General features: G+C 37.5%; 26 protein-coding genes and 1 pseudogene. 6 read left to right on the top strand and 21 right to left on the bottom strand.

Features of this window, described 5'->3' with window-relative positions:
• Positions 1-305 precede the first annotated feature (305 nt).
• The 7 genes from NLF99_RS15165 to NLF99_RS15140 all read right to left on the bottom strand — a co-directional run bounded on the left by NLF99_RS15165 (position 306) and on the right by NLF99_RS15140 (position 5289).
• Positions 306-1022 carry a ferritin-like domain-containing protein gene (locus NLF99_RS15165; protein WP_308214540.1) on the bottom strand — a complete coding sequence of 239 codons (717 nt, stop codon included), beginning with the start codon at positions 1020-1022 and terminating at the stop codon, positions 306-308.
• A 132-nt stretch (positions 1023-1154) separates the two neighbouring features.
• Positions 1155-1874 carry a ferritin-like domain-containing protein gene (locus NLF99_RS15160; RefSeq protein ID WP_254529286.1) on the bottom strand — a complete coding sequence of 240 codons (720 nt, stop codon included), beginning with the start codon at positions 1872-1874 and terminating at the stop codon, positions 1155-1157.
• A 774-nt stretch (positions 1875-2648) separates the two neighbouring features.
• Entirely contained in the window at positions 2649-3146 is a 498-nt protein-coding gene (locus NLF99_RS15155; RefSeq protein WP_254529283.1) for a GNAT family N-acetyltransferase, read from the bottom strand.
• Positions 3147-3217: 71 nt separating this feature from the next.
• Positions 3218-3544, bottom strand: coding sequence for a 2Fe-2S iron-sulfur cluster binding domain-containing protein (locus NLF99_RS15150; RefSeq protein ID WP_254529280.1), 327 nt, complete (start codon positions 3542-3544; stop codon positions 3218-3220).
• A gap of 73 nt (positions 3545-3617) precedes the next feature.
• Positions 3618-3740, bottom strand: a complete 123-nt coding sequence (locus NLF99_RS19735; protein WP_302328367.1) for a hypothetical protein — start codon at positions 3738-3740, stop codon at positions 3618-3620.
• A gap of 129 nt (positions 3741-3869) precedes the next feature.
• Positions 3870-4769 (bottom strand): dihydrodipicolinate synthase family protein, encoded by a 900-nt coding sequence (locus NLF99_RS15145; protein ID WP_254529278.1) that lies wholly within the window; start codon positions 4767-4769, stop codon positions 3870-3872.
• A 19-nt stretch (positions 4770-4788) separates the two neighbouring features.
• Entirely contained in the window at positions 4789-5289 is a 501-nt protein-coding gene (locus NLF99_RS15140; RefSeq protein ID WP_254529275.1) for a cupin domain-containing protein, read from the bottom strand.
• Positions 5290-5388: 99 nt separating this feature from the next.
• Between NLF99_RS15140 and NLF99_RS15135 the strand changes: the two genes are divergently transcribed.
• A complete protein-coding gene (locus NLF99_RS15135) occupies positions 5389-6810 on the top strand; it encodes a PLP-dependent aminotransferase family protein (RefSeq protein WP_254529273.1) in 1422 nt (473 codons plus the stop codon).
• A gap of 215 nt (positions 6811-7025) precedes the next feature.
• Here NLF99_RS15135 and NLF99_RS15130 read toward each other — a convergent pair whose 3' ends face one another.
• The 5 genes and pseudogenes from NLF99_RS15130 to NLF99_RS19730 form a co-directional block, all read right to left on the bottom strand.
• On the bottom strand, positions 7026-7784 hold the full coding sequence (locus tag NLF99_RS15130; RefSeq protein WP_254529270.1) for a TIGR03915 family putative DNA repair protein: 759 nt from the start codon (positions 7782-7784) through the stop codon (positions 7026-7028).
• A complete protein-coding gene (locus NLF99_RS15125) occupies positions 7784-9037 on the bottom strand; it encodes a putative DNA modification/repair radical SAM protein (protein ID WP_093095713.1) in 1254 nt (417 codons plus the stop codon). The genes NLF99_RS15130 and NLF99_RS15125 overlap by 1 nt, the downstream gene beginning before the upstream one ends.
• A gap of 539 nt (positions 9038-9576) precedes the next feature.
• Positions 9577-9879 (bottom strand): hypothetical protein, encoded by a 303-nt coding sequence (locus tag NLF99_RS15120; protein WP_254529447.1) that lies wholly within the window; start codon positions 9877-9879, stop codon positions 9577-9579.
• Positions 9880-10163: 284 nt separating this feature from the next.
• Entirely contained in the window at positions 10164-10463 is a 300-nt protein-coding gene (locus NLF99_RS15115) for a catalase-related domain-containing protein (protein ID WP_236736444.1), read from the bottom strand.
• Positions 10464-10479: 16 nt separating this feature from the next.
• Positions 10480-10689, bottom strand: a pseudogene (locus NLF99_RS19730) (catalase); the annotation flags it as partial.
• 130 nt (positions 10690-10819) lie between these two features.
• Here NLF99_RS19730 and NLF99_RS15105 point away from each other — a divergent pair.
• The 3 genes from NLF99_RS15105 to NLF99_RS15095 all read left to right on the top strand — a co-directional run bounded on the left by NLF99_RS15105 (position 10820) and on the right by NLF99_RS15095 (position 14486).
• Positions 10820-11326, top strand: a complete 507-nt coding sequence (locus tag NLF99_RS15105) for a pyridoxamine 5'-phosphate oxidase family protein (protein WP_185216949.1) — start codon at positions 10820-10822, stop codon at positions 11324-11326.
• Positions 11327-11883: 557 nt separating this feature from the next.
• Positions 11884-14076, top strand: a complete 2193-nt coding sequence (locus NLF99_RS15100) for an ATP-binding protein (RefSeq protein WP_093095709.1) — start codon at positions 11884-11886, stop codon at positions 14074-14076.
• Between the two features lie 188 nt (positions 14077-14264).
• Positions 14265-14486 (top strand): hypothetical protein, encoded by a 222-nt coding sequence (locus NLF99_RS15095; RefSeq protein ID WP_139185420.1) that lies wholly within the window; start codon positions 14265-14267, stop codon positions 14484-14486.
• A gap of 356 nt (positions 14487-14842) precedes the next feature.
• On the opposite strand, the gene NLF99_RS15090 is transcribed toward NLF99_RS15095, so the two are convergent.
• From NLF99_RS15090 to NLF99_RS15055, 8 genes are read right to left on the bottom strand one after another with little or no spacing between them, the layout of a single operon-like run.
• Positions 14843-15406 (bottom strand): lipocalin family protein, encoded by a 564-nt coding sequence (locus NLF99_RS15090; RefSeq protein ID WP_093097718.1) that lies wholly within the window; start codon positions 15404-15406, stop codon positions 14843-14845.
• Positions 15390-16091, bottom strand: a complete 702-nt coding sequence (locus NLF99_RS15085) for a lycopene cyclase domain-containing protein (protein WP_093095708.1) — start codon at positions 16089-16091, stop codon at positions 15390-15392. Before NLF99_RS15085 ends, NLF99_RS15090 begins: the two co-directional genes overlap by 17 nt.
• Complete coding sequence (locus tag NLF99_RS15080; protein WP_185211797.1) at positions 16088-16546, bottom strand: sterol desaturase family protein; 459 nt, start codon at positions 16544-16546, stop codon at positions 16088-16090. The genes NLF99_RS15085 and NLF99_RS15080 overlap by 4 nt, the downstream gene beginning before the upstream one ends.
• A 1-nt stretch (position 16547) precedes the next feature.
• Positions 16548-17015: an SRPBCC family protein gene (locus NLF99_RS15075; RefSeq protein ID WP_093095705.1), complete on the bottom strand. Its 468-nt coding sequence runs from the start codon at positions 17013-17015 to the stop codon at positions 16548-16550.
• A gap of 3 nt (positions 17016-17018) precedes the next feature.
• Complete coding sequence (locus tag NLF99_RS15070; protein WP_093095703.1) at positions 17019-17477, bottom strand: hypothetical protein; 459 nt, start codon at positions 17475-17477, stop codon at positions 17019-17021.
• Entirely contained in the window at positions 17474-18310 is an 837-nt protein-coding gene (locus NLF99_RS15065) for a phytoene/squalene synthase family protein (protein WP_093095702.1), read from the bottom strand. Before NLF99_RS15065 ends, NLF99_RS15070 begins: the two co-directional genes overlap by 4 nt.
• A gap of 4 nt (positions 18311-18314) precedes the next feature.
• Positions 18315-19787 carry an NAD(P)/FAD-dependent oxidoreductase gene (locus tag NLF99_RS15060; protein WP_254529267.1) on the bottom strand — a complete coding sequence of 491 codons (1473 nt, stop codon included), beginning with the start codon at positions 19785-19787 and terminating at the stop codon, positions 18315-18317.
• Complete coding sequence (locus NLF99_RS15055) at positions 19784-20446, bottom strand: MarR family winged helix-turn-helix transcriptional regulator (RefSeq protein WP_185216961.1); 663 nt, start codon at positions 20444-20446, stop codon at positions 19784-19786. Before NLF99_RS15055 ends, NLF99_RS15060 begins: the two co-directional genes overlap by 4 nt.
• Before the next feature lie 425 nt (positions 20447-20871).
• Between NLF99_RS15055 and NLF99_RS15050 the strand changes: the two genes are divergently transcribed.
• Together NLF99_RS15050 and NLF99_RS15045 are read left to right on the top strand one after the other, a co-directional pair.
• On the top strand, positions 20872-21069 hold the full coding sequence (locus NLF99_RS15050) for a CsbD family protein (protein ID WP_093095696.1): 198 nt from the start codon (positions 20872-20874) through the stop codon (positions 21067-21069).
• Positions 21070-21525: 456 nt separating this feature from the next.
• Positions 21526-21819, top strand: a complete 294-nt coding sequence (locus NLF99_RS15045) for a hypothetical protein (RefSeq protein ID WP_185216963.1) — start codon at positions 21526-21528, stop codon at positions 21817-21819.
• A 42-nt stretch (positions 21820-21861) separates the two neighbouring features.
• On the opposite strand, the gene NLF99_RS15040 is transcribed toward NLF99_RS15045, so the two are convergent.
• Positions 21862-23877, bottom strand: coding sequence for a BCCT family transporter (locus tag NLF99_RS15040; RefSeq protein ID WP_254529264.1), 2016 nt, complete (start codon positions 23875-23877; stop codon positions 21862-21864).
• Between the last annotated feature and the right edge of the window lie 195 nt (positions 23878-24072).

Below are 24072 nucleotides of genomic sequence, written 5' to 3'. Positions count from 1 at the left end.
AGAGGAAATTATAAAGTTTAAGTTTACCACAAACTATTGATAATCCAAAAAGTTTATTATCATAGGAATAAGCGGTGAGTTATATTTTCTTTATGCTATTGCAACTAACAAATTAAAGTGCAAAAATATTATGCAGATCCCCATCAACTTTTCCATGGTAGCTAAAATGATAGAAAATTAGCATATTGAATGTTTTAGTACATGTTATTACGTATTTAATCCCAAAGAATAACACAATCTATTATGTTACCAATTAAAGCCCGCACCTTCCGATACGGGCTTACCGTTACATCAAATCAACCCTACTATTTTATGAAAAGTTTCGCGATATCTAGAACAGCTGAAGCAGACAACGGTTCGTCAAACGATTGTGTCGCAGCGGCAGTGGAAATTTTACCACCTATTCCTGGCAACATTGTTATATCCACATCAGCCTGAACTTTGTTATCTTCCCCCGCATAAACTGGATCTACGGCAGCGCCTATGCCTGAATCGTTTGCTCCTGTTATCCACGGTTTCTGATCGGCTGCAGCTCCTCCTCTGGCCTTGCGCATCTGTCGGATATGGGAGGCATGCCTAGCCTCTGCCGAATGGATCTGCAATGCTGCCGTTAACACAACTTGATTACCCTTTAATAGGCCGGCCTGTCCTTTGTATGCACGTACACCGGTGTCCTCAAAGGCTTGGGCAAGCGCAAGAAAGGTGTCATAATTACTGAAAACATTGGGAAAAGCACCTCCAGCTGTAAAATCGAATATTGGTTTGGAAACCGCTTTCTCTCCAAGTACCTGTTTTAAAAATGCCACATGGGCAACTTCATGGTTGCGAATGGTTGCAATAGCCCCCGCGGGTTTGCCTGAGGGCACTAAATTTGATGCTGCTGCACCTTTTGTATAATACTCCGCTTCAAGGTATTCAAGCGTTAGCGCATAGTTCAGAACACCGTTCACATCGGTAGGTGCCTGGCCATAGCCACGTTTAAAAAGATCGCTAAGTACAAAGGGCATCGCGGCAATGCTCACCTTTTTGCCAAAGGACATCATATTTCGGATCGCCCGGCGACGAGGGCTCACTCGCTCGTCGAACTCTGGATCGACTTGCATAATCTGGTCAAAGATGTTAAATAAATTCATTTTAATAAATTTTAAAGTGGATTAATAGGTTGGTAAATCTCTTACATCTATCTTAGATTTAATAAATGGGGCTGCGATTTCCAATACTTTCGTCGGACTATAGGCAAGGTCCAAACCCTGATTATCAATTACCTCGCTGTTGGCAAAAGTACCGTTGTCAATTAAATCGCGAACTAAAGCTGCATGCCTAGCTTCCACCGAGACAATTTTGCCTGCCAAAACCAGATAGGCTTCATTCTTGATTAACCATCCTGCTCCGTTATATGCCGACACGCCCAAATCTTCAAAAGCCTTGGCCGTAGCCAACACGTTTGCACGATTGGAGAAATTGATGCCCGAAAAATTGAATTCCAAATTCGCAATAGCGCTCTTTCCTAATGCGGTTTTGAAAAACTCCCGATGGGCAATTTCATGGTCACGGATGTCACTAAATAACATCGTCTCCCAATCGCTGATTCCGCTATAGGGTTTATTCATGACCTCTATATAAAATGCTGCCTCTAATTGCTCCAGGGCATATGCATAGTTCAATATAGCAATATCGCCGCTACCGAAATACAATCCATTACCGCTCATATCCGGTCCGTGGTCGTCTTTCTGGCACCCGACCAATCCAAATGCTGCTATCCCAACAGCACCGGCTCCGGCAATCTTCAGAAAATTCCTTCTGCCTAATCGCTCGCTTATTTGTCGATCATTCTCTTCAATAAAGCCCTCTTGTTTAGTGGTTGTTTCTTTCATAACCTATTTGTTTTTTGTTTATAATGTATCGTTAGGTTATATACGAGAACTCCTAGGTTTCGGATTTATTTTTTCTATTTTTAATCACCCCCCTTGTATCATGACTAAATCTTCTGTTTGTAACTCAATAATTGCTAAGTTTATGTTACTACATTGAATGTGGATAATATCATCATAAATAAAAGGTATAATGTAAAAAAGGCAAGCATTCTCTTTCCCTCTAAATCATTTTACAGAATGGGGCATACTGTTGAACGTAAACCTTCGGGTACGTATTTCAATCCTGTTTAAAAAGTTGATCTGATTGATCGCGATGATGAGGTGTACTACCTGATTTCTGAATCAAACCCATTCAAATTATGAAAGGTTTTATCTCTCCAACCATGGACAGCGATATGGTTAACTTCTTCCACCATCACCAATACGGCTTTCTCTGCTACGGTAAAAAGTTAACTCACTTGCCATGCTGACAGTGCATAGATTGGCTGTTCCGTTTCCCTTGTTATTCGTGCCTCTTGGGTATGGACTTTAATGCACTAGGGACATTTATTTATTTGGGATGCACGAATTTTTTCAACCCCTTTGCTTGTTATATTCAGATCGAAATTTGAAAGGTATTTTTCCATTTCAAATAAGATCTGGTTGCTTGAGGTTCTAGTTCTCTGATGTTGATCCGTTGTTTCCATTTCAATTTTTGTATTTTTTGGAATTTTGCTGCACGAACCGCAATAGCATTTTTTGTATAGGGCAAACCGCTCAAGTTTGCCCCTTTTCTTATTTCCACCAATAGTAATAGTTGTGGTTGGCATCATATTCAAATCCGCAACGTGGATATAATCTGTTGCCTATATCATTTGTCTTTTCGGTTTCAAGCATCAATCCGCAAGCACCGGTTTCATCGCACCATTGCTTAGCTTTATCTATCAGCGCTACCGAAAAGCCCTTGCCTCTGTAGTCGGGATGAACAAACAAATCGCTCAATAGCCATTGCTTGGCCAATTTGATGTAATGGTAAAGTTTGTACAACTGGACAAACCCAACTGCAGTGCCATCGGCATAAACCACAAAAATGTGGGATTGATCGTTTTCCATCCGGTCTTGAATGAACTTTTTGCACTTTTCATAATCGTCTTGCTGTCGGTAGAAGACCCGATAGCGATTGAATAACTCTGCTGTAGCGTCCAAATCTTCCAGACCTACTTTCCTGATGTTGATCTCCATTTTGTTAAGATTAAATATTTGCTCAAAAGTATCCGATATCCGTTTTATCATGGCGGTACAGTTTATGGATAATTAGGTAGTCCAGGCCAAAAAGTGGTAACCGTACAGTTGTTTTAGTACGATTAGAACTCGTCATAATTTATCTTTATCCTCGTACTTATGGGCATTGCTACACAGGCCAAGATCAGGCCTTGCTGTATGTGGGTTTCAGACAGGACAGAATTTCTCCTTAAACGTACCTCCCCTTTCTCCAATTTACAAGTACAGCTGCCACATCTTCCACTGCCACAAGAATACGGTGCGTCAATCCCAGCATGCAGCATGGCAGACAGCAAAGGCATCTGCTTATTCCATGGGATTTGGTATGTGGTGCCATTGATGGTCACGGTTACTTTAACCTTGTCCGATGCCTTAGCATCTGGATGATTGTTTTTTGAATGTGGATTCATATGGTATATCATTTAGCTGTGGACAATGATCTATAGGCCCGAAAAATTCACATCTTCGGGCTATAGATAGTTATTACCTTAGCTCTTCTATGAAAGCCCCAAAGTTAATATGTAATACATTCCCATTGGGGAGAACTAAGGCTGGAACAGATTTTACACCTGATGCCGCCGCTTCGTCTACTTTAGATCTTTCCATACCCAAATGGATTACCATAATCTGACCTTCGGGTATGAGGGTCAAAATGTCCTGTTCCGCGCTTATGCATACAGGGCAACCTGCGTGATAAAAAATTGCTTTTTCCATTTTACTTTGATTATATGACATTTAATATTGGTATACTTCATTGTCTATTTTTGAAAGTATCCTGTCGAGTTCTGCTACTTCATCTGTATCAAGGGGTTGCAATGGGCTTTTGAATCCCCCTCCGCCAACTCCCAATAGATCTAGACCTGCCTGGATGGAACGGGGCAAACCTTTGGCAACAATGAATTTCAACAGGTCAACCTGTTTGTAGAATACCTGCTGTCCTTTTTCAAGATCATTTTCCTGTATGGCATCATAAAGAGCTAGATTGAGTTCTGGTATCAGATTCGGCGCAGCCGTACACCATCCTCTTGCACCTGCTGCAAAAGCGGATAATGCCAAGGGATTGGAACCGTTGAAAAAAGCCACTCCATCGCCTAATTCTTTTCTTAAAGAATGCATACGTAGAATATCACCCGAACTTTCCTTAATCATCGTAACATTTGGGATTTCTAACAAACGCTTCAAAAGTGCTGGGGACATATCCACGCCACTGGTGGCAGGGTTATTATAGGCCATAATCGGAATGGAAATCTTAGACGCAACAGTGTCATAGTGTTTTGCAATTTCATCATCGCTCAATTTCCAATAACTCATAGGGATAACCATTACGGCCGTGGCACCGGCTTTTTCGGCAAATTGCGCATGGTAAACAGTTTTCTCCGTGGTAAGGTTTGAAACACCGACCAATGTTGGTACTCTGCCGGCTACCTGTCGTAAGCAGGTTTCGGTCAAAGACTCTTTTTCATCATCGCTGAGGTAAGGCATGACACCCGTACTTCCCAATGGCGCAATGCCGTGAGAACCTACCCTAATCAAGCGTTCCACTTGTTTTCTGAATAGTGGGATATCAATATTCTCGTTGTTGTCGAATGGTGTAACCGGATATGCAATCACACCTTTAAATGGTACTTCATTCATTTCTTATCTCGATTTAAGGTTAAAAATCTCTTCCCTCTTCTTCACGTAATGCCACACCTAGGTTTTGAAGTTGCGGGGCATTCTCACAGGCGATGTATTTTGCAGCCTCGACTTCGCTTAGGTTGTGGTGCTGGTGCCAAGCCCAAGATGGAATGTAAACTGCATCCCCGGCTTGCCATTCTACGATTTCATCTTCTACAAGCGTTGATCCTTTTCCCTCAAGCACATACAAAATGGTTTCGTATGTATGGCGGTGTTTGTGAGTTTTTTGTCCTGGCAACAGGCCACCTATGGTCATGCTTACGTTTTTGCTTGGCAGGTCCACAAAGAAAACTGGGTGCTTTCTTTCTTCCGAAAACTGATTGTGGATACCTGCATTTTCAACATTTTTGTGGATGAGGTGTGAGGTTCTAACAAAGGATGGTCTTGCAAAGGTCTGATGGAAATCCTTTGAGCTGAACTGTTTCTGTTCTGCGTGGATCGATTTTTTTACTTCTGTGGCAGTTTCTAATTTTGACATAATTAAATTATTTATTGTTTATTGCAATATTGCTATACAAAAGTATCGTACATTTGGACCATTAAAATGATACAGTTTTTATATAATTAGATAGTCCAGATGCTGAGAGGTTGGAAATTTGAAATACTATTAGATGGAAAATCAGATAAAGCCATCTATCTGCAGATAGCCGATGCCATTATAAATGATATCCAATCCGGCAGGTTAATGCCAAGCGAGGCGCTGCCCGGAAGCAGAAAACTTGCACAGCTCTTGAAGGTCAATAGGAATACCGTTGTAGAAGCATTGGACGTACTGATCATGGAAGGCTGGTTAACTCCCAAAGAGAGACAGGGTACCTTTGTGTCCGATACCTTGCCCGATTTTATGGGAGGCAAAAAAACCAAACGTGGCACTCTTAATGCAAAAAATGCCATAAACAAACATTATCATTTGCAGTTTGATGATGGAAGCCCAGACAGTAAAATTGCTCCCATCACAGAATTGGCAAGGGCTTACCGCCAGATCTTCAACCAAAAAGCACGTTGGCAAATGATGGGATATGGCAACGAATTAGGTGATCTGGAATTTCGAAAATCCATAGTGCAAATGCTCAATCACCAGAGAGGCATGCAGGTCAATCATCATAATATCTGTATCACCCGAGGCAGTCAAATGGCGATGTATCTGACAGCTCAATATCTGTTTACAGAAAATGATTATGTAATCGTTGAAAACCCAGGATATAAGCCTGCTTGGTCCGCCTTTGAGAATGCAGGGGCAACATTGTTGCCGGTAGGCGTAGACAAGGACGGCTTGCTGATCGAGGAGGTTATTGCCTATCTGAAATCGGGTAAAAAGGTAAGGGCAATTTACGTTACCCCACACCATCAATATCCCACCACTGTGACATTGAGTCTGAAGAGAAGGTTGGAATTGATACAGCTTTCCAACGAATACGGTTTTACGATTATCGAGGATGATTATGATAACGAGTTCCATTTTGGTTACCGCCCTGTATTGCCTTTGTCAAGTTTCGGCGAACTGAAAAATTATGTATATATAGGCAGCATGAGCAAGGTGGTTGCGCCTGCCCTTCGCATAGGTTATTTAGTAACCCATGACGAAGCCCTGATGGAGAGGGTAAGTAGTTTGCGAAAGATTATTGATGTTCAAGGAGACAGTATTATGGAACAGGCAGTTCTGCAACTTATCAAGGATGGCACCATAAAACGCCATATCAAAAAGGCGTCTCACCACTACAAAGCCAAAAGGGATTTTATGGCCGGTTTGCTCAAAAAATACATGGAGGACAGAGCAACTTATTCAGTTCCCGAAGGTGGTTTGGCTTTCTGGATTGTACCCAATAAGTCCATGGATTGGTCCCAAATTCCCAAAAAACTTAATAGCAAGGGAATCAAGATCATCAGTCCCGATACCTATAGCTTCAATGAGACCATATATGGTATCAGGTTAGGCTATGGTTCACTTTCTGAAAAAGAGCTGGAAGAGGGCATAATTGCCCTACAAGAAATCCTATAACAAGTGGAAGATGTCGACATAAAAAACTCCAATTCACGGTACTTCTTGATATACGCCCAGGCTTGTTTTCAAAAAATATTTTAACCTTTACATATTTGAAAAATGAACCAATACAAGCCACAAATCTAGGTTTTGTTCATTACAAGCTTTTGGTGGCAAATTTTCGATAAGTAACCTGAAAAGAAGTTGAAATACCTAGGCATGGAATTGCGCAATTATTGCTTTTCCACTAAATATTTCCAATATCTTTTGGGTACATGTCTCAGGTGTAATTTGATGTTTTTCCTTTCTTCAATATTCGTACTCTTAAAGTAGGTTTTCCATAAATGTTGAAATTCCGTTTCTCTTGAGTCAAGATCCAATTCTAAGGCATATGGATTTTCGATTTCCTGGTTTTCAGAGGTAAGGACTTCGTGAATCTCCCGTCCATCATAATGATATCCGTAATTTCTTCGGATATCATAAATCAACCAATCCTGATCAGAAAACCGATTCTTAAAAAATGGGATTACCAAAGGTAAAACATTGAAATCTGGCTCAATGAGCGCTGTGTAGAGACCATCTGAAGATTTGACGAATCTCACAAATGCCTTCATCCTATGCCTTTCTCGACTTACTTGCTTAATGGTTTTGTGTATCTGCAAAATTTCAGGGTTTCCGTAGTCCCGAATGTCAATTTTACCATACTTAAATAAACGAATGATAGTCCTAAAACCTATTTCCCATGCTCCTTTTTGATCTGCAAGAAAATTATGATAGAAAATATTCAGGTCCTTCTTTCCTATTATCTTTTCGATTCCTTTCAAAATACGGGAAGATTTTTCAGGGACGGTCATAACTTGTCTCTGTTGATTGAAAATATTTGGTTCTATCATGTCCAGCACTTTAGGAGTAACATAAAACTCTTTTCTCTCAAATGCCTCGAATACACAGCATAGGTAACCGTTGAAACTACCATCAAAAACGTAATCCATCAGAACAGGCTTAACTGTGATTCGGAATTCGAGACCCTAGGCTCCGGATGGTGATCCAATAAAGCCTTCTTAATAGCATCTGGATAAATAAATCCCGTATTGACAATCATATCTTGGCAAACCATAAAATATTTGGCCCTGTTAAAGGCTATTCCCATTTTCTTTAATTGATATTCCCGAAGTTTTCCATATTTCCTGGCCTGAACGATTTTATGGGCTGATTGCCTTCCAATCCCAGGAATTCTAATTATCCATTTATATTCCGCAGTATTGACATCAATTGGGAAGAATTGTGGATTCCTCAATGCCCATGAAAGTTTGGGGTCAATTTCCAATTCCAGATGTTGATGGCTATTGTTTAAGATTTCATGAAGAGAAAATCCATAAAACCTCAATAACCAATCAGCTTGGTAAAGTCTATTTTCCCGCACCAATGGCGGAGCTGTGCCAATTTTAGGCAATAGGCTATCATTAGAATTTATTGGGATATATCCTGAGTAATAAACCCGTTTGAGATTGAATTCTTTATAGAACCTGCTGGCGGTTTCCATGACCTGAAGGTCATTTTCTGGAGTGGCGCCAATTACCATTTGTGTACTTTGTCCTGCTGGAACGAAATGAGGAACCTTTTTGAACTTCCTTTTATCTCGCTCAATGGTTTCGATTTCATTCTGAACGATGGATAATGGCTCGATTACAGTTTGATGGTCTTTCTCAGGAGCGACCAATTTCAGGCCTTTTTCCGTGGGTATCTCTAGGTTTACGCTCATACGATCCACATATAACCCTGCTTCTTTTAATAGAGCCTCACTTGCTCCGGGAATTGCTTTCAAATGGATATAGCCGTTGAACCTTTCTTCGCTTCGAAGTTTCCTCACCACCAACATCATTCGTTCCATTGTATAGTCTGCAGATTTAAAAATTCCTGAACTTAAAAACAATCCCTCAATATAGTTTCTCCTATAGAAGTTCATGGTAAGATCCACAACCTCTTTTACCGAAAATGCTGCCCTTTGAACATCATTGCTCCTACGGCTAACGCAAAATGAACAATCATAAATACAATAATTGGTCATTAAAATCTTAAGTAATGAAACGCATCTTCCATCTTCAGTATAGGTATGGCAAATTCCACTGGTAGAGGCATCTCCGATCCCACCATTATTTTTTCGCTTTCCTCCACTGGAACTGCAACTAACATCATATTTTGCCGCATCAGCTAATATTTCCAATTTATCATCAAACCCAAACATTCGCTATATATATTAGTAAGTTGAAACAAAATTACTAATTTTATTAGCGTTAATTAAAGGTAATTTAAATTTTTGTTCAATTTCAAGATATTCATGTTCTCTGGGTAGCAAATGAACAAACTATACATTATTATTTACAAGAAAATAATTTTACTTTCAACAGGGATAATTTAAAATCAGAACTTAGTTAACTGTAGAAAAAAAGTAACAAATCATCCATATTTAGATTTATGACCTATCTAGTTCCGGGAGATGCAATGGTCAATTTACCTTCTATTGTTTTGTTGTTTTAGTTGATAAAGAATTGGCAACTATTGAAAATAGTTTATTCCGATACCAGTAATGTTACTATTACGGAAATCAGTGAGATGTTAGAACAATTGCCCAGAAAAAAACAAATTGAATCTTTGCAAACCTTAAAATCAGAATTGGTTTTCGAAATTTCTTTTAAAGTAATTATATTGAGTAACAGACACAAATCTGGAGAAGCTTTGAGAGTTCAACGGATTTTAAGATGGCGGAAAGATAATTGTAATCTATTATGAAGGGACTTTTCTAGGGTTTTCTCTTTCCCATACCCTATGTTTTTTGAGTGCATTAACAAATGCATCTGTCCAATTTGGATCTGACTCAAATATTACACCTTGATCTTTTTCTATCAAAGATTTTGCTGCTAATTGCTCTGTTCCTTTGGCAAATGCAATTACTTTACTGTGACGGTAACCTTTATTAATAAATTGAAGATAATCTGGATTTTGAGCGAACTTGGATACAGAGTCGCCATTAGGTGTATAAAAACCATCAAAACAAACTGATACATCGGTTAAATAACTATGCTGTATGGGTTCTTCCCCCCCCTTCCTTATATTTCAAATTTCCAACATGCGAAGAAATCAGCACAGCAATAGCTCCATCTTTCTCAAGTCATTTTTTCATTTAATCTACCGATACTTTACTTACACTATCATCAACTAAAATACAATTTTCCGGCTACGGATATTACCCTCTTCACCTTTAATCTTCATACTTAAGAATTCAGACTTTTCAATCTCAGGTTTATTAAGCTTTAATGGATAATTTGGGTGATTTTGCCTTGCAAATTGTAAAGTAAGCGGATCAAGGGATTCTATGGTGTCAATCCTAAGTTTTTCCCAATAGCTTTTGCCAATGTTGGATGAACATGATTTAAATTGGCCAATTCACGCTTTCTGATATCTTCATTATTTACTGTCGAGAGCTCAAAACTAAAAGCATTGATAACATGGTTTTGCTCCTCAGGACTTAAATAATTAAAAAATAATCTAGCTTGAGTAAAGTGTTCTGCAAATGAACTCGACTTTGCTCTTACTTTCTTTACCATCAACCTGTCGTTTTCCTGTTTGGTAAGCTTTTTCCCCTTTAAGCATAGCTTGGTATGGACATCCATTTCCTTGGCTATTTGGAAAATAATTTGTATTACCCTTTAAGATATCCATTCTTGCAAACACATCCTTTTGATTGTTGTGTGTGCCATTTATCGGCCTATTGATGGGCAATTCATGGAAATTTGGACCACCCAGTCTATAGTTCTGAGGATCTATATATGAAAAATTCCTTCCTTGCAAGAGCGGATCATCAGAGAAATCAATTTCTGTAACTACTCTTCCAAGGTCAAAGGCAGCCTGTTATTTTAAATAGCATGAAGAATGCTTAAAATCATTAACAAAAAATTGAATAAAAGTTCTGGTAATTTTTATCTAAACAATTGTGAACTATTAAGTGTTGAACCCAAAAGAACATACTATGGCAGAGAAAATTATTAGAGATCAAGAAGCTCATAAAAAATTAAAATCAATTGTTGATCAAATTGACATCGGTACAATTTGTACATTTACTCCAAATTCACCCTATCCTCATGGTGTCCCTATGAGCAGACAAGAAGTGGATGAAGATGGAAATATATGGTATATCTGTTCTGCAGAAAGTGAAACGCATAAAAATTTAGAAAAGAATGATAAAATTTCAGTGTTTTATGCCGATCCTAAAAATTATAGCTTTTTAAGTATTAATGGCACTGCAACACTAAGTAGAGATCAAGCAAGAATTGACAGATATTGGAATAAGATGATGCAAGGCTGGTTTGAAAAAGGAAAGGAAGATCCAAATATTAGATTAATTAAGGTTACACCCGATGAAGCGCACTATTGGGATTCTGGCTCCAATAAAATCGCAACTTTATTTGGTATGTTGAAAAATGCGATTACAGGAAGTAAGGAAGGTATTGGTGAAGAAGGAGAATTAAAACTCTAAATAACCAAAAAGCCAGGAAAGACAATTTTTCTGGCTTTCAATATTAATCTTTTATTCCCTATTAGCACCGCATCCAGTAAATTTCACTAATCTTCATCTTCTCCCTTCCGATTAACGAGAATAACAAATTTTTGAAATGGTACCCACAACATATCCATTTTAAATAAATAATGCAGTTTCTAAACCGGTTTTATTAATGCTAGAAAATGATATTTTCAATTTTAGTTCCATTCCTAACATAAGATTTGATAACAAAATATGGAAACAACTATTTTTTCCTGAAATCCCACAAACGAAGGCAATAAGAATTATTAGGGCAAAAATTAAATTAATTGCCCGTCTTAAAACCAATAATATTTTTTAATTTGAGAAATATATACACTCCATAAAACCACGTTTCGTATATCATAAACGTTAAAGGAAAGATCAGGGATTGATATTATATTATTTGTCAATATGTTTTAACATATTTTTAAAATTTTTCTGCTTACTTTGTTAGGAACTGATTTTCTTAATTTGCTTTTTAAGAATTTCTACAAACTAATAGATTAACATAAATGGAAAAGATAAATTGTGAGGATGAAAAGATCCAATTTCTAGGTAAGATTCAAGATTTAGGATTTGTAATAATTGTTAATCAATCCTTAAATATTGAAGCAGTTAGCGAAAATATCCAAAAGTACCTGCCAAAAATATCTTCAAAGGATCTTATAGGCAAATCCCTATCCGATGCATTTGTTTTAAATATTGCAGAGAAGGATTTCATACTCAAAACCATTAAAGAAATTGAAAATCGCCCTGATCACAAAAGATGCACAAATTTAATAGCGATTGATGGTAATCCATTCTATTTAAGCATCTCAAATTCCTTGGATGCTATAAACTTGGAATTTGAGATCTCAACCATTCAAAATAATAACATTAGCAATATTATCAACAATAAATTGATAGCCTTGCAAAATGAAGGGCAGGACATCTGGGATGGTTTAACAGAAGTACTTTCACAAAATCTAATGGTAGATAGGGTGATGGTCTATCAATTCAATGAAGATAGTAGTGGAATCGTCATCGCTGAAACTTTAAATAGACCAGAATTACATTCTTATTTGGGGTTGAATTATCCAGAATTTGATATTCCAAGACAGGCACGGGAACTTTATAAAACAAAACACTGCAGATTTATAGTCGATACGGAGGAAGAGGGGTCAGTGATCAGTTCTCTTGATAATAGGGATATCGACCTTCGAAATATTTCTATCAGGAGATTGTCGCCTGTGCATTTACAATATCTAAAAAATGCGGGGTTTCGATCCAGCATTAGTTTTTCCATAATAATCAAGGGAGAACTTTGGGGACTTGTATGTTGCCAACATGAAACACCCAAACATATTGATCTTAGTATTCGCAATTTCTCTTTAATGGCCACTAATTTTGCAGCGAATAAATTTCAACAGTCGGAAGATAGAGAAAGAATTATTTATCTGAAAGAAGTTCAGGAACTTGAACTTCAGCTGAAAGAAAAGGTTTTACTAAAGACCAATATTTTCCCTGAATTAAGGGAATTCTCAAAAACCCTTATACATATCTTGGAAGCGGATGGAATCGCCATTGGATTTGAAGACTCTGTTTTCCTGGAAGGTTTACATCCGGAAAAGGAAACGTTGAGATCTCAAGTCCCCCAACTAAAAGAATTAGCCCAAGATCACATCTTTACAACTCACGCTCTAGATTCTCAGAATCAAATATATGAAGCCTTTGGAAAAACAATTGCCGGTCTAACTTTTGCCAATATTGACCATAAAAAAGACTTCTTTATCATTTGGTTTAGAAAAGAAATCCTGTTAAATAGAGAATGGGCAGGAAAACCTGAAAAATTTTATGAAGAGGATATGCTGACGGGAACCCTCAAACCTTCACCGCGTTCCTCTTTCAATGTTTGGCGCGAACAAGTGAACGGAACCTCCAGAAAATGGAGTTCCAAACACCTTCATTTTATCTTACGTATCAGAGAAATCCTAAGAGACTCGATGTTAAATAAAGCCGCTGAAATTGATTCGCTGAATACCCAGCTGATTGAAATGAACAATGCACTGGATACCTATGCCTATACCATTAGCCATGATTTAAAGAATCCTCTTTCTGCAATAAAAGTTTCAACTGAATTTCTTCAATATCGGCAGGATGTCAATCCTCAGCTCTTAAAGAAAATGACCTCAAATATTCTGGATTCCGTACACATCATTATGAATATGCTTGATAAGATCCATCAATTCTCAAAAGCAAGCTCATTTAATTTTGAAAAAGAAGTGGTAGAACCTGAAAACTTTGTGTATGAAATTATCAATATGAGCAAAAATAGATTCGGGTCCAATAATGTTCATGTGGTCGTTAATAACTTACACCCTGTACTCGGTGAGAAAACTTTGCTTTATCAATTGTTTTTGAACATTATTGGCAATGCTATAAAATATTCATCGAAAGTGGATTCTTCATTGGTCACTGTAGATTCTTTTACTACCGATAATGGCATAATCTATACTGTTTCAGACAATGGAATAGGTATTGAAGAAGAAGAACTAACATCTATTTATGAAATGTTTAAGCGCATGTCTAACTCTTCAGGCTATGAAGGCTCAGGAATTGGAATGTCCATTGTAAAAAGAATAGCTGATAAATTGGGAATTGATATCACCATTAAAAGTAAAATTGGAACCGGAACTTGTGTAAAACTGATGTTCCCTCCCAAATAACTATTGAATTCCAACCTTATTTTGATTAAAGACAAGTCATATATTATTAAATTTATTTAATGAAAATCACCGATTATTTAAAGCAAGAAACTAAAAAATTCCATCAAATTTCCGAAGCATTGGTTATTAATTATATCCGAAATATGAATTCTGAAAAAGATTACACGGATCTATAAAAAAAGTTCTATGTGTTTAACAAAGAGATACATCACTTTACGAATTCACATGTACAACAATTTACGGAGCACTATCCTTTCTTCTTAGGCTTAAAACAAATTGAGAATGATTTTGTCGCCTTAAAATTAGATTTACCTGAGTTGAAGGAAATGAAAATCCTCACGAATCTACATTCTGAACAACAGGCATTATGTTCTCCAAGGATCATCATTGGGAAGACCATATATTGCTAAAATCCTTAACAAACTTGATTTCGTTTCAACCGATCATTATTTTAACGAGACATCAGATATTGCCCCAAAGGATTGGGACCGATTTAAATCAATATTAGATTCCAATATCCCAATAACAAATAGCGATGAAGCTATTTACTGGACAAATTTGACGTTTAAATTTTTGATAGACTTATTTAGGAACAACTAAAAATCATGGTAACTATTAATTACTTGAAAATGATTAAACTTTAGATCTTTGTACAAGAACTATTATTTTTATATAATTTTTGCAATTGAAACATTTTTTTTAAAAAATGAAGTCCTTAAGGTTCAAAAGATTTAGACCTACAGAAATATAGCCATCCCTATAAAATTTATTTCTCATTTAGGAATGGGTTATCGGTCCTATCGTGCTTTACCCAAATCAGTTTAGAGGTGTCATAACCAATCCTTTGCGCACTGTCTAGAAAGCTTTTTTTAATCCCATCGGGTATATCTTTTGTCCTTGATAAAATCCATAAATATTTCAGACTTTTTCCAGCAACCAGCGCATATCGATAATTTTCGTCCAATGCAATGACGTTGTATCCCGAATAAAAAGGGCCGAAGAAACTTACTTTTAATTCAGCAATATGCATATTATCGCTAAATTTTGCTAAACCAATGGCTTTTTTCCATTTCCCCTTCTTGTAGTTGTAACCGCTGTTCAATACCTTAACAGAGCCATCATCGTTCAAGCTGTATTGAGCGGAAACATTGTCCAGATCCTTTTCAAAACTGAAATCAAACCGGGCAATTTCATACCAAGTTCCCAGGTATCGACCCATTTCAAAGTTTTTTACCGCTTCAGCACCTTTGGGAATGGATGAACACGAATTTAGAAACGTAAACAGAACCACAGAAAATGCGATTACCAAAATCCTATTTTTTATGACCATCATTTCTTTTTTTAAATAATTTAAAAAAATAGAGAACCAAAAGGAATTGCGTATATCCATAGACGGCATCCTCAATTGGTATAGTTAATATGCGTACCCCAAGAAAGTCCCGGGGGTTGTAGTTCACTATGGGCGATTCCAATCCGGTTCCTGTCAGTACGCCGTTTACTGGAAGGAAACCCAACATCAAAACCGTAAATACTAGCGATGCTTTTCCAATCCATTCTGCCCGAACAATAAAATGCAGGTAGATTAAGGTTGTTAGGGTAGCGATTGCCGTGATAAGTGTGTATATTTTATCATAATGCAACAATGCCATAACCGAACAGATTACCACACTGATAAAAACAATCAGGTTATTAAACCCAGATAGCCATCCCAACCTAAAGAACTTCTCGAAACAGAAATAGGTAAATATACATGAAAACGGAATACAGATAAAAAAAAGCCATTCCTCGATCGGTAACCCAGCCAGTACTATTCCGAGCGTATAATCGGTATTGAACCACCAAACACCTTTTGCCGTAAACCATATATCCCAAGCGATGAAAGGAATGGCAACAATAATTGCAGATTTTAAAAACTCCCCAAAATGACGATTAAAATAAATTCGTTTATCGTATGAGGCAATGAAACATATGATGACCGTAAAGAACAATATTGCGGAATAGGTATAAGCCATCATTTTTTTCCAGAGTTAAAGTACATTTTAAAATATTTGAATGGAACGAAAAGAAATCCAAAACATTCACCGTCTTCTTTCCCGATATGCCTGTGATGTTGCTTGTGTGCCCTGCGGAGTGCCAAAAAATAGGGATTTTGGGTCTGGGACAGAAATTTTACCCTTTGATGGATAAAAATATCGTGCACAAAAAAATAAGCCATTCCGTACAGCAAAATGCCTAAACCGATATGGAACAGGTAATTGAAATTTTCTACCGACCCGAAATACATCAAAGCAATCGTTGGTATGGAAAATATTACGAAAAAGTAGTCGTTCTTTTCAAAAGCGCCCTCACTGCTGTGGTCGTGATGGTCTCTGTGCAGGAACCAAAGGAAACCGTGCATGACATATTTGTGGATAATCCAGGTTGCCCCTTCCATCAATGTAAATGTGATCATTACGATTAAAAAAGCCATATCAGTTGTTAATTGGGTTAAAGAGTTTTTCTATGGTGTCGCGCCGGAAATCGAAAATATCCGTCAATTTCCTTTTCACTAACAGCAAATGTGCAATCTGTCCTACCAGGCCGAAAGGCAGTTCGTAATCTACCGTATCCTTCATCAAGACCCCATCTTTATTGGGGAAGAATTCATGAAGATGCCTCCAGTACTTATAAGGTCCTTTCTCCTGTAAATCAATAAAACATTTATTGTGTTCAACATGGGTGATTCTTGTCCTCCACTTCAAAGGGATTGTAAGTAACGGAGAAACGATATAATCGATGATCGTACCCTCAGCAATCTCCTCAGCGACATATTCCGACAGCACTGTAAAACCAATACCTTTAGGCGTAATCTTGGAAAGGTTCTTGGGAGAAGAGAAAAAACGCCAGGCTTCTTCGACGTCACAATTCAATTGTTGCTCTCTGTATAGCCGATTTCTCATAAATTAATCTTTTAAAAGTGTCCCTATCATCTTAAGAAGAATCTCCGACCTAATTTGGAGACTGTTTTCCTTAATAAAAGCGGAATCCTCATTTATGTTTGATTTGTACCCTAAAAAGGATGGAGCATTTTTTTGGACAGAAAGCCTGATAAACCTCAATTCAACATTCTCAGGTTCTTTTTTGATCGCTTTCTCGATGTTTTTCTTTCCTTCTCTGAATGTTTTGAGTTTGCTAATCGGACTAAAAACATGATTGGCCCAAATAGTTTGCAATCCACCTAAATATCCCAGATGAGTAGCCGAATTGTTTTTAGATTCCATCAATTCTCCAATCATTCTTTCGCACAATGCCCGGTTTGATACCAACTTGCTGTAATTAGACCTCACATCTTCTACAGCAATTGGACTAAAAATCCTTAAAAAGAATACTGAACTAATGAGCAAACCAGTTATATTCATCATAAAAAAGCCGTTTTATATCGTACATAACTTTTGAACGCCACGTATGCCTTTTCGGCATTGGGAACCCGAATCCTATTATTCAATATCTCTTTGGAGGATCTTCTTTTTATTTTTTGGAACAATGACAAATAGTACCTATAAGCTAAATATACACCGAACCTAGCGGAGCTGGGCAGTTTCTTAATTCCAACAAAAGCAATTCTAAACTCTTCTTCTATTTCCTTTTCAATCCGACATTTCACGCAATTATCAAATATGCGCATATCGATATCTGGAAAATAGGTCCTTCCCAAAACCTGATAATCATCCCTCAAATCCCTTAAAAAATTAACTTTTTGAAAAGCGGAGCCTAATTTCATTGCATAAGGTTCCAGTTCTTTATACCTTTCGGCGTCGCCATCCGTAAAAACTTGCAGGCACATCAACCCGACTACTTCCGCGGAACCAAAAATATATTCTTCATATAGCGCTGAATTGTAGTCTATTTTCCGCAGATCCATTTCCATACTATGCAAAAACTTTTCAATTAGTATTATGTCTATTTTAAAAAGATTTACCGTTTCTTGAAAGGATTGAAGGATTGGATTAAGGGATATCCCCTCGTGAAGTGCAACATAGGTTTCTGTTTTTAACCGGCTCAAGAGCTTCTCTTTATCATATCCATGAAAACTATCCACGATTTCATCGGCTAATCTCACGTACCCATATATGGCATATATTGCAGATCGAATTGAGGGTTTCAGCGACAGGATTCCCAAGGAAAAACTAGTGCTATATTTCTGGGTTGTTATCTTGCTAACCGAGTATGAAAGTTCGTCAAACAGCTGTTTCATGGTTTTATTTTTTTAGTTTGATTATTTCGTTTGCAACAATTCTACCTGAAATTATGGATGGAGGGATCCCAGGTCCGGGAACCGTCAATTGACCTGTGTAGAATAAATTTTTCAATCTTTTGTTTCTTATTTTGGGCTTTAGGACTGCAGTCTGACCTAGCGTATTAGCCAATCCATAGGCATTCCCACCATAGGCATTATAATCCGAAATAAAATCGCTGACACAGTAGCTTCTTTTGTATTCGATCTTTGACCGTAGATCTTGTATCCCTGTATGCCTTTCTATCCTTGAAAGCATGTTGTTCAAATATAGTTCACGTGTAGTTTCTGCATCGTCAATCCCGATTGCCAACGGCATTAGAAGGAATAAGTTCTCTTTGCCCGGGGGAGCTAAAGTACTGTCTGTTTTGGAAGGGCAACAGGAATAAAAGAGAGGCCTCTGTGGCCATTTTTTTTCTTCATATATAGAATCGACATGTTCATCAAGATCATTCTCAAAAAAAAGCGTATGATGTTCGAGGTTGGGAATGCTTTGATCGATCCCTAAATAATAAATCAGACTGGAGGGTGCAAAGGTTCTGTTTTGCCAGAATTCTTCTGAATAATTTCTGTTCTCTTTACTTAATAGGGTTTCTGTATGATGATAATCCGAAGAAGCAATGACAGCATCAAATTCATGGATCTTGCCATTTATGGTTAACGAGGTAACCTTTCCGCTACATGTGTTTATACTTTCAACGGTTTTGTTGAAATGGAAATTAGCACCTTGACTTTCGGCTACTTTTTTCATCGCCAAAACCAATTGATAAAACCCGCCCATCGGATAATAGGTCCCCAAAGCATAACCACCGTAATTCATCAAACTATACAATGCAGGGATATCCTTTGGAGAAGCACCCAGGAAAATTACGGGAAATTCCATCAAGGTCCTTAGCTTTTCACTTTTAAAATATTTAGCAACGTAAGGCCTGAAACCCGTCAACAAATCCAATTTAATCGCACTTTTGACTATCTTGAGAGAGAGGAATTCACTCCAATTGTGACAAGGTTTATTAATAAAATCCTGCATTCCTACTTCATACTTAAACTTTGCCGCTTGCATGAATTTATCCACTTGCATTCCAGCTCCTTTTTCGATTCCTTCAAACAGGACTTTAAGCTCTTCCAGACATTCGGGAATACTAATTTTTCCTTCTGAAAAAACCACTTCAAACTGTGGGTTTAACGATATCAACTCAAAGAAATCAGAAGTTTGACAACCGAAATCAGCAAAAAAACTATCCATAATATCCGGCATCCAGTACCAGCTGGGACCCATATCGAAAACATATCCATCATTGGTTGAAAACTGCCGCGCTCTACCTCCCGGCCGATCATGTTTTTCAAACACGTGAACATCATTACCTGCCTTTGCCAGGTAGGCACTTGCAGATAGTCCCGAGAATCCTGACCCTATAATGGCTATTTTCTTCTTCATCGCCTTTTATCCTTTAAAGCTTCATTCAATAAATATTCTGTTTCAATATTCTTGTAATATATCCGTTGATGGAACTTATTGAGTTTATTGAGCAATTTGATCAGCTCCATTTTTTCGGGATGGTTTAAGTCTCCTGTAACTATTTCGGTCGCTTTCCTGATTCTGTCCATTTGGTTTTCTAAAACATTCAATCCTTTGAAGCTGATTTTTAAAACTTTACTTCTTTTGTCAATTTCAGAATCAGTTTGATTGACCCAACCTTGAGAAATCAGACGATTGATAATTTGCATTCCAGCAGGTTTCTCGTGAACGTTCTTTTTTATCAAATCCATTTTGGTCATTTCACCAAATGCCTTTAGGTTAATCAGGTAAATAAAGTCTTCCTGCGAAGAGAAATCAGAACCGTATATGGCTGATTTGGAATAACTTTTAGCATATCTGTTCATATGGACAATTAAGGTACTAATTACACTTTCTGCACTGCGCCCACTTTCTTTTCCTTCCCAATAAGGCTCGGTCTCCATCTCCTGGCTGTTATATTTGACGTTTATCCATCTTTTAAAACCTTCGATATCATCAGGATATATGTTTTCTAACGAATTTTCTATCTCAAATTCTTCAACTAGATCGATAACACTTTTTAAAATATCGTACTTCATTTTTGTTTTGTTATACAATTATACTAATTTTTATTTACAATAGTATTTTTTTATACTTTTTTAAATTTTGATTTTAAATTTGATAATAACAATATTGCATATCCTTGTTCACCAAACTTAATTAATCCCATCCCAATCAAACCTCTTCGCCTTTCACATCCAAATACGGCTTTGCACCTTAAAATTGGGCACTGTTACCGAATCAGGCGTCGTTTTTTGTCCTTAAATAATATTCTTGATTTTGCAGTGCTTATAAAAATTATGATAAGGGCCCTCATCTTTCAAAATGGAATAAACGTAAACTGAAAAAATTATTATTATTCGTAATCCAAAGTGGAATAAACATTATTTTTTATCTAATTTAATATTTTCGAAAACCTTATTTAATTGGATGTGTTATTTAGTTTATACTAAATTAAATATATATGGATTCTTTAGATTTAAAAGGAAAATGGAACATCCTCAAAGGTAAGGTTAAACAGAAGTATGCAGATTTAACGGATGACGATCTTCTTTATGTTGAAGGAAAAGAAGATGAACTCTATGGAAGGCTGCAGGAAAAAACGGGCAAGACCCGTGAAGAGGTAAGATCATGGTTAAACGATTTGGATAAGGAAGCATAGATAACAGTTTAGAATCTGGGAGCCTAACCTTATCAGTTAGGCTCTCTTCATTAACACTACTTGATTTGGTTCAAGATTTAATAATATTCCTAGATTTCTTAAATCGATATCCTGCCACTAATGACAGATGCTCGAGGGATACATTTTTTCCATAGAATTGGATTTCTTGAAAATTTCAAGAGTAAAATAGATTCTATCGTCAAACGCAAAGGGTAACTACATCATGGAAAATTATTTGAGAGCATTCCTAACGTATTTTTTCGATTAAAATATTTTGTGGTATTAGTGACAGGATATAATTGTACATCTAATAGAATAATTACTGGCACCCTTGTTAATTATAGAAATTTGATGTAAAATTTCATCAATTATCCTGATCAAGATCATTTTTCAATCAGGCCCAGTGCTTTAGCTTTGGGTTTGTTTTTTAAAATGCCCAGTGAACCAATTCAGTTTATGATGAGAAATCAATTTATCTTAGTTTGCCTAAAGTCAATGCTGGATGGTATTTTTGACTATTATGACATCAGCCTAACTAAAGTAGATACTAGACTCCATGCTGAAGAGAGCTGGCCAATAGGAACTGATGTTTATGTACTTTGCGGAATTTATGCCTCGCAGATCTATGTTCAAAGACTCTACATTGTCAGAGAAGCAACCGAAAACATGATCAAATTGCAGATTGAAAAACTAGCTGTTCGATTGAAAACAGAAATATCTAAGTCAAATAATCAACTCTCCCAAGGATAATTGGGAAAAGTTTGCCTTTTCCGGTCAAAGAAAAGGAAATTCCTACCTGATCCTTCTATTGGCATTGCTGCTGATGAACATTTCATTTTTTCCCTCAGAGATTATGGCCACAAATCTTTCATAATGCTTAAGGATATCAGCGATCAGTTCTTCCCTTGTGAAAAATCTCACATCATATCCCTGCCGGGCGTCCCCAAAATATGCCAAAGGAAAGTAGGCCTCCCCTTCCCCACTATCCGTAAGGTTTTCTTCACTCTGGAAATATTCAGGGACTTCCCTGGATTCACGCCTGATGCCGTAGAGGAAATTGTTGACAAGGTCATACTGAATCTCGATCTCTACGAACTTTGGTTCTGAACCCTGGGTAACCTTAGCTTCGACACCATTCTTCATGAATTCTTGCTGTAGCTCATGGATAGCTTCAGCAGCTATTTGGTTGATAAATTCATCTACATCGCTCCGGGCGTCAGCATTTACGATTTGTTTTAGCCGTTCTTTCCAGAATTTCCCCGACCACGGAACAGTCGATACCGAGAACTCTTGTTCGTAATACTTCTTATCGATCGATAGGGCCTTAACAAGGCAAACTATCATCATCAGTATGATTAACGAAAAGGGAAGTGCTGTGATCAGGGTCATGCTCTGCAGTGCCTCCAACCCTCCGGCATTCAATAAAAATAGTGCCAAAACGGCCAACAGCCCGCCCCATCCTGCAATCTGCCATTTAGGGGAAATCTTTGCATTCTTGGTTGCGATGCTGTTCATCACGAACATTCCTGAATCTGCCGAGGTTACAAAAAAAATCATGATGATCCCTATCACCATAAAGCTGATCAATTTGGTTAATGGCAGGTATTCCAAAAACCTGAACATAAGGGAATCTGGATCAGTTGCCAGTGCGCTCAATGCACCTTCCGCAACATGGCTGTCCAGCCATATGGCACTATTGCCGAACACTGACATCCACATAAAATTGAAGATAGAAGGAAGGATAAGCACCGCAGCGATAAATTCGCGAATGGTTCTTCCTTTTGATATCTTGGCGATGAATAGGCCGACAAAAGGGGACCATGAGATCCACCAAGCCCAGTACAGGATTGTCCAATTGTAGAACCATGGCAAGGATTCTTCTTCATAAACATGGGTATTGAACGTTAGGCTGAAGAAATTATTGATGTAATTTCCAATCCCTTCCGTGAAGCTCCCTATCAGATAGACGGTCGGACCAAGAAAGAGCACGAAAACCATCAGCAAAATAACCACCCCTATATTGATGTTACTCAAGATCCTTACCCCTTTATCAACTCCTGTAGTAGCTGAAAAAACTGAAATCGATACCAGGATAACGACAATGAAAACCTGGTAGATGAAATCGGTACTAGGAACGATACCAAGGATCTCCAATCCTGAATTTACCTGGACCACCCCAAAGCCTAGGGTTGTCGTTATGCCAAAGAAAGTACTGCATAGGGCAAAAACATCGATTGCATTGCCCCAATTACCCTGGATCCTATCCTTCAATAATGGATACAGACAACTTCTTAGCGATAGGGGGAGTTTATACCTATAGGCAAAATAGGACAGTGCTAGACCGACAAGCCCATATATTGCCCAGGCGTGGATACCCCAATGGAAAAATGTATAAAGTTGGGCATTTTTAGCCGCATTGACATAACTCTTCTTGGCAAAAATCTCATTGGTATAATGTTGCATGGGTTCTGAAACACTAAAATACATCAAGCCTATTCCCATGCCTGCAGCAAAGAGCATAGATATCCATGAAAAAAATGAATAATCCGGAGAGCTGTCGTTCCTGCCCAGTTTGATGTCGCCAAATTTACTGACCATCAAAAATAAAAGGAAAAGTACAAAAATGGTTACCGACCAGACGTATACCCAATTCAGGTTTACAAAAATAAAGGCCTTAATATCATTTAGGATCTTGTTCACTGCCTCAGGGAAAATAGCTGATGCCAAACATACCCCTACAATAAATATCAAGCTTGGAATGGTGACTCCCATGCTGAGGGATGATCTGAAATTTTTCGTTTTTGACATAGACTGGTTCTATTTTTTAATCAAATTAAATTTATGCCTTTTCAGGCAATATTATCTGTTTTTTTTCTAGATCACACCATTGGTATTTTGACAAGGTTTTGAAACATGCAAATCAACCATTTTTCAAAAAACAGTACCTATTCTTCTGACACCAATGAAAAGTTAACAATAGGAGCATTCGCAATTGCACCATCA

It is taken from the genome of Sphingobacterium sp. LZ11T8 (assembly GCF_024261425.1).
Classification (GTDB): Bacteria; Bacteroidota; Bacteroidia; order Sphingobacteriales; family Sphingobacteriaceae; genus Sphingobacterium.
This window is presented reverse-complemented; position numbering and strand designations above follow the sequence as displayed.

Excerpts from the sequence above, each read along its gene's own strand:
- NLF99_RS15160 (WP_254529286.1), bottom strand. The coding sequence starts at position 1,874 with ATGAAAGAAACAACCACTAAACAAGAGGGCTTTATTGAAGAGAATGAT.
- NLF99_RS15155 (WP_254529283.1), bottom strand. The coding sequence starts at position 3,146 with ATGATAAAACGGATATCGGATACTTTTGAGCAAATATTTAATCTTAAC.
- NLF99_RS15150 (WP_254529280.1), bottom strand. The coding sequence starts at position 3,544 with ATGAATCCACATTCAAAAAACAATCATCCAGATGCTAAGGCATCGGAC.
- NLF99_RS19735 (WP_302328367.1), bottom strand. The coding sequence starts at position 3,740 with ATGGAAAGATCTAAAGTAGACGAAGCGGCGGCATCAGGTGTAAAATCT.
- NLF99_RS15145 (WP_254529278.1), bottom strand. The coding sequence starts at position 4,769 with ATGAATGAAGTACCATTTAAAGGTGTGATTGCATATCCGGTTACACCA.
- NLF99_RS15140 (WP_254529275.1), bottom strand. The coding sequence starts at position 5,289 with ATGTCAAAATTAGAAACTGCCACAGAAGTAAAAAAATCGATCCACGCA.
- NLF99_RS15135 (WP_254529273.1), top strand. The coding sequence starts at position 5,389 with ATGCTGAGAGGTTGGAAATTTGAAATACTATTAGATGGAAAATCAGAT.
- NLF99_RS15130 (WP_254529270.1), bottom strand. The coding sequence starts at position 7,784 with ATGGATTACGTTTTTGATGGTAGTTTCAACGGTTACCTATGCTGTGTA.
- NLF99_RS15125 (WP_093095713.1), bottom strand. The coding sequence starts at position 9,037 with ATGTTTGGGTTTGATGATAAATTGGAAATATTAGCTGATGCGGCAAAA.
- NLF99_RS15115 (WP_236736444.1), bottom strand. The coding sequence starts at position 10,463 with ATGGATGTCCATACCAAGCTATGCTTAAAGGGGAAAAAGCTTACCAAA.
- NLF99_RS15105 (WP_185216949.1), top strand. The coding sequence starts at position 10,820 with ATGGCAGAGAAAATTATTAGAGATCAAGAAGCTCATAAAAAATTAAAA.
- NLF99_RS15100 (WP_093095709.1), top strand. The coding sequence starts at position 11,884 with ATGGAAAAGATAAATTGTGAGGATGAAAAGATCCAATTTCTAGGTAAG.
- NLF99_RS15090 (WP_093097718.1), bottom strand. The coding sequence starts at position 15,406 with ATGGTCATAAAAAATAGGATTTTGGTAATCGCATTTTCTGTGGTTCTG.
- NLF99_RS15085 (WP_093095708.1), bottom strand. The coding sequence starts at position 16,091 with ATGATGGCTTATACCTATTCCGCAATATTGTTCTTTACGGTCATCATA.
- NLF99_RS15080 (WP_185211797.1), bottom strand. The coding sequence starts at position 16,546 with ATGGCTTTTTTAATCGTAATGATCACATTTACATTGATGGAAGGGGCA.
- NLF99_RS15075 (WP_093095705.1), bottom strand. The coding sequence starts at position 17,015 with ATGAGAAATCGGCTATACAGAGAGCAACAATTGAATTGTGACGTCGAA.
- NLF99_RS15070 (WP_093095703.1), bottom strand. The coding sequence starts at position 17,477 with ATGATGAATATAACTGGTTTGCTCATTAGTTCAGTATTCTTTTTAAGG.
- NLF99_RS15065 (WP_093095702.1), bottom strand. The coding sequence starts at position 18,310 with ATGAAACAGCTGTTTGACGAACTTTCATACTCGGTTAGCAAGATAACA.
- NLF99_RS15060 (WP_254529267.1), bottom strand. The coding sequence starts at position 19,787 with ATGAAGAAGAAAATAGCCATTATAGGGTCAGGATTCTCGGGACTATCT.
- NLF99_RS15055 (WP_185216961.1), bottom strand. The coding sequence starts at position 20,446 with ATGAAGTACGATATTTTAAAAAGTGTTATCGATCTAGTTGAAGAATTT.
- NLF99_RS15050 (WP_093095696.1), top strand. The coding sequence starts at position 20,872 with ATGGATTCTTTAGATTTAAAAGGAAAATGGAACATCCTCAAAGGTAAG.
- NLF99_RS15045 (WP_185216963.1), top strand. The coding sequence starts at position 21,526 with ATGATGAGAAATCAATTTATCTTAGTTTGCCTAAAGTCAATGCTGGAT.
- NLF99_RS15040 (WP_254529264.1), bottom strand. The coding sequence starts at position 23,877 with ATGTCAAAAACGAAAAATTTCAGATCATCCCTCAGCATGGGAGTCACC.